Origin of the sequence: Marivirga atlantica (assembly GCF_016734805.1) — a bacterium.
GTDB classification, from domain to species: domain Bacteria; phylum Bacteroidota; class Bacteroidia; order Cytophagales; family Cyclobacteriaceae; genus Marivirga; species Marivirga atlantica.
Genome location: NZ_JAERQG010000002.1, coordinates 673,293 through 688,214, shown reverse-complemented (window position 1 = coordinate 688,214; position 14,922 = coordinate 673,293). Strand labels below are relative to the sequence as shown.

6 protein-coding genes are annotated in these 14,922 nt (G+C 36.5%); 1 reads left to right on the top strand and 5 read right to left on the bottom strand.

Features of this window, described 5'->3' with window-relative positions:
- Nucleotides 1–128: 128 nt before the first annotated feature.
- From JKP34_RS10230 to JKP34_RS10215, 4 genes are read right to left on the bottom strand one after another with little or no spacing between them, the layout of a single operon-like run.
- A complete protein-coding gene (locus JKP34_RS10230) occupies nucleotides 129–536 on the bottom strand; it encodes a hypothetical protein (protein WP_201920642.1) in 408 nt (135 codons plus the stop codon).
- Nucleotides 517–8,985, bottom strand: coding sequence for a DUF6443 domain-containing protein (locus JKP34_RS10225; protein ID WP_201920639.1), 8,469 nt, complete (start codon nucleotides 8,983–8,985; stop codon nucleotides 517–519). The genes JKP34_RS10230 and JKP34_RS10225 overlap by 20 nt, the downstream gene beginning before the upstream one ends.
- A gap of 33 nt (nucleotides 8,986–9,018) precedes the next feature.
- Nucleotides 9,019–12,216 (bottom strand): RHS repeat domain-containing protein, encoded by a 3,198-nt coding sequence (locus tag JKP34_RS10220; RefSeq protein ID WP_201920637.1) that lies wholly within the window; start codon nucleotides 12,214–12,216, stop codon nucleotides 9,019–9,021.
- A 2-nt stretch (nucleotides 12,217–12,218) separates the two neighbouring features.
- Nucleotides 12,219–13,508 carry a hypothetical protein gene (locus tag JKP34_RS10215; protein WP_201920634.1) on the bottom strand — a complete coding sequence of 430 codons (1,290 nt, stop codon included), beginning with the start codon at nucleotides 13,506–13,508 and terminating at the stop codon, nucleotides 12,219–12,221.
- Nucleotides 13,509–13,683: 175 nt separating this feature from the next.
- Here JKP34_RS10215 and JKP34_RS10210 point away from each other — a divergent pair, with 175 nt between their 5' ends.
- Entirely contained in the window at nucleotides 13,684–14,625 is a 942-nt protein-coding gene (locus tag JKP34_RS10210) for a hypothetical protein (protein ID WP_201920631.1), read from the top strand.
- Nucleotides 14,626–14,770: 145 nt separating this feature from the next.
- Here the strand turns inward: JKP34_RS10210 and JKP34_RS10205 are convergent, their stop codons facing one another.
- Nucleotides 14,771–14,908 carry a hypothetical protein gene (locus tag JKP34_RS10205; protein ID WP_201920628.1) on the bottom strand — a complete coding sequence of 46 codons (138 nt, stop codon included), beginning with the start codon at nucleotides 14,906–14,908 and terminating at the stop codon, nucleotides 14,771–14,773.
- Nucleotides 14,909–14,922: the final 14 nt, after the last annotated feature.

Here is a 14,922-nt window from a genome sequence, read left to right as displayed (position 1 = left end):
GTAATTTCGGTGAAAAAACAACCTCAATTTTCAACATATCTTAACCTAAAAACCCCAAGCCTAAAACTAGACTTGGGGTTTGTTTTCTATTCTAAATTAACCACCATGCAGAGCATGACGGAAGATTTTTAATTAGTTTTAAAATAATTAACAGGAACTCCATTTTTAAATATTATATAAGTCCCAAAGCCGAAAAATAACATTCCTAATACCAATCCAAAAATTCTTCTACCTGATTTTAAATCAGTCAGTATATATTCCGAGTCGGATAAATATCTAAGCCCGAAACTATCTTTAGGCTTAATAGCATTGAACTCTTTTTTACTTAAAAACTCTCTTTGTACTTCGTATTTATCTGAAATCTGAAAATCAATAAAGTACTTGTCATTTTTAATCTTTCCTACATTTACGATTTCAGTAGATATTTGAGTGCCAAAAATCCAAATCTTTGACTCTTGATAAGTGTTATAAGTGAAAACTAAAAACACTGCTAAAAATGCAAATTTTGCGACTATATTAATTACACTCTTCTTCATCACAATTATTATCTGTATTGTTGTTGCTCTCTTCTTTTCTTTTAAGAGCATTATTACTTTCGTTTTGAAGCATACCCCATACGAACTCTCCTGTTTTCTTTGCTACTACCTGCTTTGTTGAATTAGGATTACTAAGGCCAGTTGCATTTAGAATCAAACCGCCAGTGGCATTAAAAGCACCACTTGTACTAGCTGCTTTAACAATCTCGTCAGTTGCTATATTATCTCTTTGACCTGTAGAAACTTCAACTAATTGTTTTGTGGTTTCTTCAGCCGCTCCAGCAACAATACCACCAGCAAAATCCTTCCAGAAATTACCTGAAGGAGTAGCTCCAATAACCATACCGCCTACAAATCCACTAGCAGTACTTGTAGCAATACTTTCAGTAGTCGCATTAGGGTTTGATGTAGCCTCAATTGCACCTGACATTATAGCCCCTGTCGTACCAGCCTGCCCGACTAACGAACTAAATAAGGCTTTAGCAGTAGATGCAACATATGGCGCCCCAAAAACAATAGCAGCACCTGCTAATGCTCCATATCCTCCCGCATTTCTTCTAGATACGTAGGTATCCTTATCAATTTTACCAGATAGAAATTGTGTATCATTTATTGTTGTTTTTATATCTGCTGATTCCAGCCCTTCCAACTCAATATGAGCAACAACCTTATTCTCACTAAACGCATAAGGTGAGTTATAATAATAATCCTCAGCCAACGGATCAACATTAAAGAACCTACCTATTTCTGGCTGGTGGTTTCTCCATTTAAATTTCACCCAGCCTGTCTCCTGCTCATACTCCTGATCTTGGAAAGTATTCATAAAGTTCTTCTTTCCATACGCTTTCTTGTACGTGTTAAAAGTCAAACCAAATGGGTAGTAATCATCCGCCTGAATCAACTCTGTTTTATGGTGGTTGATCATTAAATCATCGAAGTACACTTCTGTGAGCTCTTCGCTTTCGTTAGAAACGAAAATCATGATATAGCCATCCTGCGGAATAGTGATACTTTCAAATTCAAGCAGTTCATGTTCTGCTGAACCTGTTCCGTCATCAGATACCTTCACCTGTTTAAAACCTGCATCTACGAAGTTCAAACTCTTATCAAACAAAATGTAGTTGAAGTAGGCTTCTGGGTAAGCATCATCAGTTGTACCACTAGCCGCTAAACCAGCTAAACCATTCTCAACACCAGCTGTACTAATAGCATTCTCACCGCCTAAAACACCGCCTGATAGCATAGCTGCCAGAGCATTTACTATTGGTGCCGAGTTAAATTCTTCTCCTGATGAAGACTTATCTACATACTTTGCATAAACGCTGGCATTTACTCTGTCTCCCTCACTCACAAGGAACGTTTTAGTTATGCCTATTCTGTCTGCTGCTTCACCAAAGGAAACAAGCTTATTAGCCTTTGCTCCTGTTCTTGATTGAACAGTAGTTTCAATTGCAATCTGATCGTAATTATCAAAGTATGGATTGTACTGCTCAAAACTGGTGTTGAAGTCGTTGTCACGCACCGCAAAAGTTGTACGCACATTACCGAGGTGATCCTTTAAATGGTATTGGTATTCAAAGCCTTCGCTATGCTCCACAGCGCGAGGCACCAACCTTCCCTCGGAAGTTTGTATAAACTGTAAGCTGTCGTTCTGGAAGATCATAGCACCTAAATAATCGGTAGACTTTTCTAAACTGTTTTCTTTGAAAACCTCCTGCCTTAGTTTAATGCCGGAAGCATCATAAATATAGTTGATGTAGTCGCCATTTTCAAAAGTTACTTTTGCCGGCAGGTTCAAATGGTTGTAGGTAATTTCAGTAATGCCTTTGTTCAGGTCTTGCGTCATGTTACCATTGCCATCGTAGGTGTAATCATCAGAACCCGTATGACCATCTTTGAAGCCTGCTTCATTTTCTGAGGCATCATATACGGCTGTTAGTTGATTTCCTGCATATGAATATTCCAGTTGGTCCATGGCCGAGGCGCTTTCATCATTTCTTTTAAGGAACATGATGTTACCATTCATGTCGTAGCCATTGCTTGGTATTTCTAACTGATATTTCTGGTTTTGATTATGGTTGGCACCTTCAAAGAAATTAGCGTTGGTTATTCTGTTTAGCGCGTCATAATTATAACCATAAGCACTTTGCTTGGTTGGGTTGGTCACATCACCTGTGATGTTACGCTTGCTGGCCCACTTAATGGCAGCAATATTACCATTGTATTGTGCATCGGCTCCCGTCAAGCTCAGGTTATCAGTATAGCCCATTTCCATACCAAAAAGGTCGGGCTGCTCCGCGCCATCAGGACTTAAGTCAGCCTTATTGATTCTGGTCAACCAACCCCTGATGTTGTAGCGGTAGTCTACGGATTGGGTGAAGTCCCCTGCCCCACTGGCTCCCCCAGGGGGAGAATCAAGATGTAAGTTCTTTTTAATCAACTGGCCAAGTTCGTTGTATTCGTTGGATACCATGAGTTGTTCTTTAGCATATTGAAGCTTACTAACTCTGCTTTCAGGTCCATTTAGTTCAACAAAAACATTAACATCGTTGCTCGCCAAATCTCTTAATATTGTTTTAACATCCCCATTTTGAATAAAAATAAAGTCTTCTCCTCTTTTAAGTATTTTAAGTCGATCACCTTCTTTATAACTAAAACTAGCTCTGGCTAATCCATTCTTTCTAACCACAACTAACCTATGTTTACCTGAGAATTGCATATAGTACTTATTACTTGTACCCGGAATGTTAAAACCTATATGTTTGGCATTATTGATATCTTCTACTTCGTAGAAAATATAGCCATCTTCATCATCGTGTAAAACAACATCTGAGATAACTTCACCACTTACATTAGTATCACGTAAGGAGATTTCTCCATGATTATCAATTACAATATTTCTACCCTCTGACCATAAAGGGTTTTGTTCTATTGCATGGGTTACTTCCATCAGTCTATCGGCATGGTCGTAAGTAAAGTTTTCGGTGATGGTATATTGTTCCTTTTTAGGCGGATATATAAAAAAAGAGGTTTTTAGCGCACTTAAACTACTAGCTGCTGAAAGAACTGCCAGATCTACCAATAACTTACTATCAGCCGTTTCCGCAGAAGTATATAGCCAATTATCATTTTTCTCATAATAAACTGTTTTTCCGTTTCTGCTAATCCTAAATTTATCTCCTGCCTGATAAGTCCCAATGCTCTGAACCTCTGTACCATTCTCTATAATGGCTAACTGACCGTCTGGTTTAAGTCTAAAGGCAAAATCGATCAAATCTTGTCCTAATCCCATATCTTTATCGGATAAACCAACAGTTCCATTTATATCTCCTTCATTAGCAACAAATTCGAAATAACCACTTTTTCCAGGAGCCAAGATATTGTAAGATGATGCATTTGTGTCCCATCCGTTACCTACTTTACTTAGAATACCATCTTTATAATTCATATCCTTAAATGAGTTCCAGTAGATATTATAAGGAGCCTCTCTCGATTCTGGTATCTGTAAATTGGTGCTAATATTATTTAAACTATTTCCTCCATATATAAAGCCTATCATATGAAGTGGTATGCTAGAGGCATTAGTCCAGCTATATACTATTTCACTATTTAGTTCAAGATTTACTATTCCATCTGTTCTTGTTAAGCTTATAGTATCACCAATATTCAAATTGGTTACATAATTATTTTTACCCCCATAATATGCATAAAGGTTACCATTATTCACGTAACTTTTATAAGTAATATCCTGATGTTGCGAAATCATAGGATCGGCTGTAAATCCAAAAAAGAACCTGGCAGTAACATTTTCATAAATAGTTGTAATAAAGCCATTAGAAGAGGCGCTTAGTTGATTAAGTGTAGCTACGTGAGAATCCCAGCCAGCACCTGTTGACACAAATCCATTTAATAAAGATTTAGCATTTACTTGATTGATATATACAATTGGTGCAGGCCTCACCTGCTGAGTCTTACTACTAAGAATATTACCAACAAAGTCATACTTGTTCGATATTCGATCTATACCTCCTGTATGATTATCTGTCAATGATTGTATCAGTCTATATTTATCATCATAATAATTGATACTTCTTAGCCATTGCTCTTCATCGCGAAGTACTCTAGTGATACTGCCCGTTACCTGACCTCTAACATTAGAATTATATGATTTATTTAATTCATTATGCTCAAACTGATAGTCAGTTTGTTCTCCATGAAAAAAGTCATAATTATCATAGTAGGTAGCAGTGAGTAAATCAATACTTTTTATATTCTGAGGAAAGCTATTATTGGTATAATCTAAATAGGCTCCTCCTAATTGTTCATAAGGGATATGATCAAAAAATTGCAGTTGGTCTCCTGTTTGAACAATTGCTCCTTCTAATGTTAATGGCCCAGATGTGGCAGAAGTACTATGCAAAAGTATGTCATTTTTATAATAATTAAGCGTAGTTCCTATTCTCTCGATGCTAAGCACATCTTCAGGAAGATAATCTCCAAATGTCCCCCTACTTATACCATTCTCATAAATTTCTAATTCTGAGTTTGAACGCAATAGAATATTATAAGCTATACCATTAAAATTATAGCTGGTATGACTATGTGATAGCCCAAATGCCCTATGGTGTACCCCTTTACCTGCCAGGATACTTACTTTAGCATTTTCACCTGCTTTGAAGAAATCAACCTGATGTGCCCCTGCATTTCCCCAGCTATTTGAGCCGCTTGTTTTAATTACTTTACCTTCACTAAAATCAATATTTGAACTTCCAGTCCAATTAAGTTGTGACTCATAAAAGTTACTAACCAATTCCTCTATTTCTTCACGTGGCAAAGCACTTTTAAACTTACCAGTAGCCACTGGCCTATTCAATGCATCATATTTGGTAAAGAGCCATTCATCATTCAGTCTTTGATTGGCATCTTGGGTTAGTACCAACCTGTCTCTATCGTCATACACCATATGCACCCAGTCCGCGCCTGGCACTTTCTTTTCCACCATGCGGTTGCGGTCATCGTATTTGTATTGAAAAGCAAAATCGGTAATGAGTTGTGTAGGAATAGCACCACTGGTTACAATCATTCTATCCATTAGTTCAGGTGGCAATACGGCCACCAAATTATCCAGCTCATCATATACATAGTAGGTATCGGCTGTCTCACCAGCTATGTAATTTCGCTTTAAAATGGTTTTACCAAATGCATCCGTATAAGTGGCTGATTGGTTGCCGTTTTCATCGGTAACCAAGGTTTTATTTAAAGTGGCTTTGGTATTGTAACCATATAATGCGGGGCTTCCCTCAAAGAGTTGAATATCCAGGGCATCTTCCTCTCCATTGAAAAGATATTGTGTAGTTAATGGTTTATTTCCGACATCTTTTGCCCACGCTTCTCCTGGTGCATATTGCGCTATCGGTCTGTTTAAAGGTGAAGCTTCGTAATCAACCTTACTGAAAGGCTTGGTAGTTTCTGATACCGCTTCTGTCCCTGCATAAAATTGATATTGAGATGAACTCTCATAAAGATTATTTTCGTCATTTAAAGCTCTGGCATCAAAAACGCCATCTTTTTTAGAAGCCGTATAAGGCAAATACTCTTTTTCAACTCTCCCAAAATCATCATATTCAATAGGCTTGATCAAGTCATTTTTACTGGGAGAAGCCTGTGTACTCAGTTCTTGTACAGGTCTTCCTAGCCCATCATAATAGGTAAAGCTTTCATTTACTTCTTCTATGCTTCTTACGGCTTCACCTACTTTTCTTGGAGCTTTATAAATAATGGTTTGAACAAAATTCTCATTTTGTTGAGAGGCAGCATTAATAATCTCAGCTGGTGCCAAAGTAAAGCTTTTCTCTGAGTCTGCCGTAACTACCAAATGATATGCTCCTGGTTCTTCAACCAAAAATTCATTACTGGTAGCGGCAGCTATCGCTTCATTGTCTTTATACCACTGATAGCTAGCGAAGCCTGAAGGAGCACTCAATGTCCTGCCCTCACCCCAAACAATATCGTTTGTACCGTTTATTACAATCTCTGGGTTATTTAGTACAGTAATTTGTTTGGTGTCATTAGCGTCACATACTCCATTACTGTAACTGTAGGTCACCGTAAAAGTACCAGGACCGCTTTGAGTAGCATCAAAATTGTTATTACCTATATAGGTATGTGAAAATGTACCATTAGCAGGACTTTCGCCAGAACCCATTAATGAAGTATTCCCTTCAAACTCATAAATGACTAATGTTTCACCTGCATCCACAACAGGTACTTCATTTAAGGTTATGGCATAGGGTACTAAATTACTTTCACATTCAGTTGTGGTATTATAGGTGCTCACGAAAAGCGTACGCGATGATGTAATGGGATCAGGAAATTTATTGTTTGTATATAGCAGATCACTTTTTGAATTTGAACTATACCACTTAACAATATCTCCACCAACTCCTGGACTAAGTACTGGAATATCATATGCACTCGCACATAGAGCAACATCTTCAACAACAGGTGCAGCAACTGAAGGATGTACTATAGCACGCACTTTCTTTCGAGGATAACTTTCACATCCTGTAAGCTTATTTCTCACCGTTACAAAGTAATCCTTTGAATAAGAAAGGCTATGTTCATAAGTACTTGAATTCGTATTATCAACAATACTACCTCCTTCTAGAGCATTGTACCAAATAATCTCGTAATCTGAGGAATTTGCAGAAGTTGGAAGTACTAACCCTGCATTTAAATAAGCACTTTCATTGGCACAGGCTTCTCCATCAGTTACATTAGGCTGGGCAGGTAAGGGATTAATGATGGTAGAGAATGAAGTTTTTTCACTTTCGCAGCCTGTTGATGAATTAAAATTTGTTACGAAGAAATTTTCGTTCTGTGTGATAGGCTTTGATAAACTAGTGCGTTGATAATTGTAGGTATTATCAGTCATACTAGAATAAAACCTTAACATATCCGCTCCTGAAGACGGAGCCAGTTCAACAGTTTGATCTCCTGCTCCACAACTAAAAACGTCAGACATGACTGGTTTTGCAGGTACTGCGTTAATAGTTGCCTGTATTCTTTTTCTTGAACTCTCGCAGCCCGTAGTACTATTATAAGTGCTTACATAATATGACCTACTTTGAGTTAAGTTTGGTGAAAAACTTGTTCCTTCAAAAAGTGGTGAACTGGAATCATCATAATTGTACCATTTTACTATATCACCGTTAGCACCTGGTGAGGCCGAAAAATTCACTAAACCACTACCGCATCTGCTGCTAGACGAAACTGATGGTTCAGCAGGTATATCATTCATCAAAACATTATAAGCAATCTTACCACTTTCACAGTTCGTTGAAGAATTGTAACTACTCACATAATAAGTAACGCTCTTCTTAGAATTGCTTAGATTAACATCCAGATATTGTGCAATACTGAAATGTTGAGCATCATCATCATTATAATACCATCTTAGTCCTGTACTGTTGCTACTTGCAGTTGGGCTCATTCGAAGGGTTCCTGCACCGCATCTGCTCTTTTTAAGATCTTTGCTTATAGAAGGAGCCGATGGTTTTTCATTAACAGTTATAGTAACAGGATTAGATGTGAGCTCACCACAAACTGCATTGGATACGGTTCTTATAAATTGCTTGCTGCCAATAAATTGAGAAGGTGAATAATTTGACTGATTATTTACACCGGGTGCAACTGTCCATGTACTGCTACCGTAATCTCTCCATTTCCATAAATAATTAATAGGCTCATAATCGTCAGATGCATTTACTTTACTAACTATTGACTCTAGTACATCGCCTTTACAGATGGTTTGGCTTCCGCTAATGGAGCCTGGTGTTATATGTGATACCTGTACATTAATACTACTATATCCTGTACTCCACCTGTTTGTAGCAGATTCATAGGCGAAAAGATAGTAGGTACCTGTTTCATCAACCGTTAAATTGCTTGTGGCAGGATAATCAAATAATTCGAATACTGGAACAATCAATTCCTTTCTCCAATACCAACTTATGCCAGCAGGAGGCGTTGATGACTTGCTTATAATTTGATCTCCGCAACTATTTGATGATACTATGATGGGTTTGGGAGGTGTGGGCACTGTTTTTAAAACATTTACATATAGTCTTTCTATTTCAAGCCAACCATAGACACCCAACAATTCATGATATCCATATTGGTAAATTCCGATATCAGCTGTTCCGCTTGTTCCCCATTGCACCTGCACTTCGGTTCTATTAATCTCTTGTATAATTTGGGAACCACTCCCATTGACAATCCATTTGGTACGAGCTTGCGGTAAGGTGCCTGTATAAGTGTAGTTTTCAACTTGACCTTCAAGTGCTTCTTGCTCTCCATTGATTTGTTGTGCACTGCCAATTGCCGGGCTTAAAAATACAACGGTAAAAAACACCCTTACTACATAATTAAGTGATATATCTTTTTTCATAAAATCCTGTATAAATATGAATGCTACTGAGTGTTATTTTTTAATGGAATAAGTCATTGACTTAAGCACGTTATTATGATGGTCCTTAACTCTAATCAAACGACCAAAACCATCGTATTCATAAAACGTGGTAAGTCCATTTTCATCAGTAAATGAAGTGATTCCAACTAAGGATTTATAAGTATAGGTCTTTATAAATCCGTTATAGTTCGATCTTAGATTATCATTAAATACTTTCCAATCGTTCTGGGCATTAGTATCATTTGCTATATTCTCCATAGAAGTCAATAATTCATCTACAGTTTCATAGCCTTCCGGTAAAATAGTGGAGGAATTGTTAATAGTGTTAACAGAAATTATAGCACCAGTTTTTTCAATGATGGGCAATGTTTCGTTATATCCCCATGTGTAGCTTTTCGGGATGCTTGTTTTATCTGAAAGCTGTGAAATATTTAAGCCATTCTGATAACGGATTTCAACATCCTGAATCGTTTCACCATTCGCATTAGTTAATAATTTTCGAGTAGGCTTATAATCGGTAAGTGTTTGATTTAGCTCTTGCTGAAAGGAACCATTATAATATGATTTTTGATTAAGAATGGGAGCAATAACATGCTCAGCTCTATCATTTAAATATTGCGTTTCTAAACGTTTCTTATTACCCTTTGTATCAATAGTCTCTTGTGCAATAGGCAATAACAATTCATTATCATTTTCATAGAAATAATTCTGTTGGCTTACCAATGAATCTTGACCCACATAAGACACTGTTCTGGTGCTATTGAGTCTCTCAAAACCAGATAAATGATAATTGAATGCCCAATTTATTATATGAGTATCTGGATCACTACTTTCAAACCACTTTTGATATACAAAACTTCTATTACTGTCCAGTTTTATATAAGAATATTCATTTTTTACTTTTTTTAGTAAGTCCCCACTTTGTTTAAAAATTATTTGCTTATCAAGTTGACCAACTTTCCAATAATCAGAAGACTGTGAAGCTCTATCTGGAGATGTATTGGAGAATTCTTCTAAAACCTGTGGAACAAAAGAAAAATAATCCCTAACACTACCATTGCCTATCTGGCTCTCTTCAACTTGTTTATAGTGAACCAATGGGGCTGCAAATTGGCCATTAGTATTTCTAGGCCAGTTTTCGGATACGTTGAAGTAACCTATTTCAGGTTGATGATCATACTCATAATGATATTTTGGCTTTCTATGGTTAAAAATACCACTTGATATACCGTTCTCTCCATAAATATCATAACTATATGTTTTAGTCTGAATAGGAAAAGAATTAACAGCCATATCATAATTCTTTATCTCTTTAATTCTTATCCCTGGAGCTAAATAATTCTTTCTAAAATGTTGATTATAGCTGAATTTTGCAATTAACGTTGACCCTTCAATGTTAGTTATTGTATTAAGTATATAAGTTCTTCCTGGTAGAATATCAAAATCATTTTTCGTACTTCTATATTTGTAAAGATTCCCATTATGTATATCAAATCTTTTTAGTATTTCCTCAGAGCCATTCTCCTGATTCTTTTCTATCAGCAACACGTACATATCACCATGCGAGATTTGAGTCCCTAATATTGTTCTTCCGGAAATCTCAATTGTGAAGCCATTGTTTACAGTGATTGGATCTGGAATGGTAAATTCAATTTCATTATCGGACTGACAAATTAAACCTTGGACTGTATTACCTGATTCGTCAACATATACACCTCCGTTTTCATCACAATTTTCAGAAATAACCATATTTTCCTTTTTCTCGTAGATTGCCCCAAAACTGGTATTATTTTCATATTCAAACTCTGTCTTCCCCTTTGTAGGATAAATAATACTAGTTAGCATACCTACCATAGGATAGTCAGGTTTAATTTCCCGATCAGCATATACCGTTTTTATACGCCAAAAATTATATACATAAGGAATAGTGGTAGTGTTATTATTTACACCATTGTAATAGCCATAATGATCTATCGCTTTAGTGTTATTATCAGGCGTATCAGCATTATAAGTAAAAATATAAGGCTCATTTAATTTACCTGAGGGATCAACTTCCTCTACCTTATCTAATCGGAGATTACCTGATCCTGTGTAATAACCATAGGTGAACCGATAACTTTTTATTAATTGATCTTGATTGTTATAAATTAATATTTCATCTAGTTTTTCGCCTCCTGCGATGTCATTCCTTCCCGAATGTACAAACTCTACATATCCTTTACCCCAAGTTATTCTTTGTAAAAGTCTTTCTTGAAGATGAACTCTAGTGGCTGTTGTAGACCATGATGAATTTGTTTCATAATTAGCTATAGAATAATAATGACTGTATGATTCTGATTCCAGTGGATATTTATTTAATCCATTTATAGAGCTATAAGCAAAGTCTACATAATTGTTACTAATTTTTGAATAGATGCGATTTAGATACCACGCTGAAACATAGGGCTCTGTAATTACTTCGTCAGAAGTCAAGTTATAAACGCTCGTCTCTTCTGGGGTAAAGAAATGATAATTTAATCCATACTCATTTTTTATGTCAAAATATTTTATAATTCCACCATTTAAAGCATCGGAAACAGTCATATCTGCTTCTATTTTAATATCTGTATATGGAAATTTCAAAATTTCCTTGTTTTCATTAAACTGAAATTTTCCAATTCCACCAGGAAAATTATACAAGAATAAATCTGCTTGAGTATCCGGATTTCTTAGTAGAAAATTATACCGGGCGTCACTTACTGCTTCAGGAACACATATCTGAGCGTGTGAGTCTTCATTTTCTGGGCAATTAACTTGTCCTATCGTCCATAGATATCCTTGTTCTTCCCATTCTCTTAGTTGCGCCATATTCTTGAAATATTCGTTTTCGTCTGGTTCCCCATTAACTGATCGTGTAATAGCTCCACCAGCGTTTAAAGCCCATCCATAACCAACTAAACTTGCGTCCTCTCCTGGTTTATATCCACCAGCATGATAAGATATTGAAATGGGCACTTCTATATCACCATCTTTGATAGTATAAAGTGGAATGCTAATATTTGGTATACCAGTAAACTTACTAACCGGATATTGTCCATATTCCCCTAATGAAGCTGCATTAGGTGAGGCTTGAATAATGTTTGTAGGCAGTAGATCTTCTTGATTAATACCTTGACCATTGACTTTTATGATCAAAGGCATAATAATCAGCGTAAATAATAATTTCCTCATATTTAATAAATCAAATTAATTCTAATGGCCCAGCGGCTGGCGGCTTCTTCCAAGCGCTTGGGTGGTGATAAATTGTATAGTATTTGGGTCTGAGCCCTTAACTTCTTGTAGACCTTATACTCAAAGCCTCCGCCTAGCCACACCTTGGCTGACTGTCTCTTTAAATAAAGTAATGTTTCCTCATGAGCGGCCGCAGTATTAAGGTAAGGTTGCTCATACTCTGCCTGTACAAACAGCTGCTTATAAAATTTATATTGACTGAAAAGTCTTACCGATAGCTGTTTGCTAAACTGTTGGTAGCTACTGTCTTTATAGTGATACTGGTAATCAAATGAGGTGGCTATGCCAGTGTTGTGCTTGCTGGTAGTGTTGAATGATAAACCCGGAGCGGCCTTTATTACCAAATGAGGTCTAATAGAGCTTTCTAAATTCATGTGTAGTTGCCAGCGCCTTTTGGGTACATTTCGCTTCTTTAACTCTCTTGAGTCATCTCCCAGACTATAATGACTATACTTATTTTTAAGTTTGCCTACTTTATCAGTAGCTTTAGATATTTTGGATTGTTGTTCTGTAAGTAAACTACCAACTTTTGCGGCACTGGCTATCTTACCCTTATCCCACTGAAATTCTTCCTGGCTCTGGAAAGGGAAATCATTCTTAAAGGCATTAAATTGTTCTACTTGTTCCAGAGCTTCAGCTTCTTCCAGATTGTTTTTAGCAAAATCTTCTATCTTACTTTCCAGCATTTCAGTATTCCCACTATCCAACTGGGCCTTAACATCTTTAAACTCCTCTAGCTCTTTATTCTTGATTTGCTGAATCTCTTTTGGGGCATTACTTTCTAAGACTTGCTGCGCCTTATTGCTTATATAACTACTGTCTAGCTCTTCAAGCTTGCTTAAATTCTTGAGATGAGAAGGAATGACTTCATGTTCTTCAATCTTTCTTCTAATTGGCTTACGAAGGTCTTTTAATGAATTTGAATCTGGTCTTGAAACCAGTAAAGAGCTTGAATCTAAAGTATACCTTACTGATGCTAACCTTTTAAACCTTACATCCTCTTGCAGGTCTCGAGTAATCTGATTCATAATTCGTGATGAATCAGGATCCGTAAACTTCAGGCTATCTATTATTGAAAGATTTTGAGCGCTATCGACTACCTCTATTGCGCTACGAGTCAATAATTCTTCGTTAACCCCCTGTGCATTAACAACTTTGAAACCAGAAATAATCAGGAGAAGGGAGATAAATATTTTGTAAGCTTTTGGTATCAATAAAGTATAGTCAGACACAAAAGTAGCAGAGGTTTTATGTATACTCCAAAAGATAGCTATAAAACATTTAAATTATTCGATGAAAATTACATTTAAATAGTATAACCTTAACCTTTTTTCTATTTATTATCTATATGCTCCTGTCAATTGGCAATGATTCACTAATTTGTTTACGAAAAATAAAATTTTCCTCATGCCAGATAAAAAGAAAACAGGTGCTATTGGCTGTTTGGTTTTTCTACTGATCGTAGTGCCTCCCTACTTCTTTTTCCCAGTCGGGGTGGCCATAGGTTTTACTGTTGTTTGTGCTGTTCTTGGGTTTATAATCCCTGAAATGAACAGGGAGATTAAGAAAATCAGGCAAAGAAAACTCACAAATAAATCAACCATAGCAGCCGCGCAGGAAGGCTTCGTAGAACTCGTTGCCAAAATAAAAGGCATTGAAAATACCTCCACCTGGTTAGAGGGCATTGCTGCAGATTTTGTTGAAATACGTTTGCTTAAATGGGTTAAAAATTCGCGTAATAAGAATAGCATAGTCAGTTTCTACGAGCATCGAACAAGCATTAAAAAGTTGCAAATAACTGATGGCTCTGCAGATGCCTGGCTAAGTCTACATGAAACCACCATGCACCTTAAGAAGAAAAAGAAGCGGCTTAAAAAAGATGATTTATTAAAACTCCTGAAAAAACATCCGCTGCCTAACTTCGACTTGGATGAGCTAAATGATAAAAACACTTTTTGGGTAGAAGAGCAATACATCCCGAAAGGACAATATGTATACTGTTATGGCATCATGAATAAACTCAGCACGTCAGACACTCCTCATCACATTTTAAATCATAAAGAAAACAGGCATGCAAGACACTCAAAGGAATTTGCATTAGACGAAACAGACTGGCAGGAAATGGTTGACTCAACCCATACTCACCAAATCAAATTATTGACTGCCGACTATAGCCAGTCCAACTATATTGAAAAACTGCTCATAAGTTTAAAGGGAGACCATAGCCTAAGGCTCAAAAGTTATTTCTATCTATTGATGATGGTTATCATCATCATGGTACTTTTTGCTTTTTATGGTTTATATGTCTGGAAAGGGCATCCTGAAGTGTGGGAGACAATTGGGAATTAGGGATTGGGAATTAGGAAAATTTAAAAAACCCAAAGGGAAAAAATAATTAAATTTTGAGTAGATATTTGAAAATTAAGGTATTTAAGTTCAGAGTTGCAAGTTTCGAGTTACGAGAGTTCTGAAATAAAAAAAATCACCTTATACCTTATTCAATGCTGAAAGCCCATTTGAGAGATTTTGATTGCTCATATTGGCAAACTCCTCCATGGTGAAGTGCCTGTCCAGAATTTACTTCGGGAAGGCTGGAAGGATTGTATAATATGATTTTCTGTTTCTTTATCATTCCTTGCTATCCAT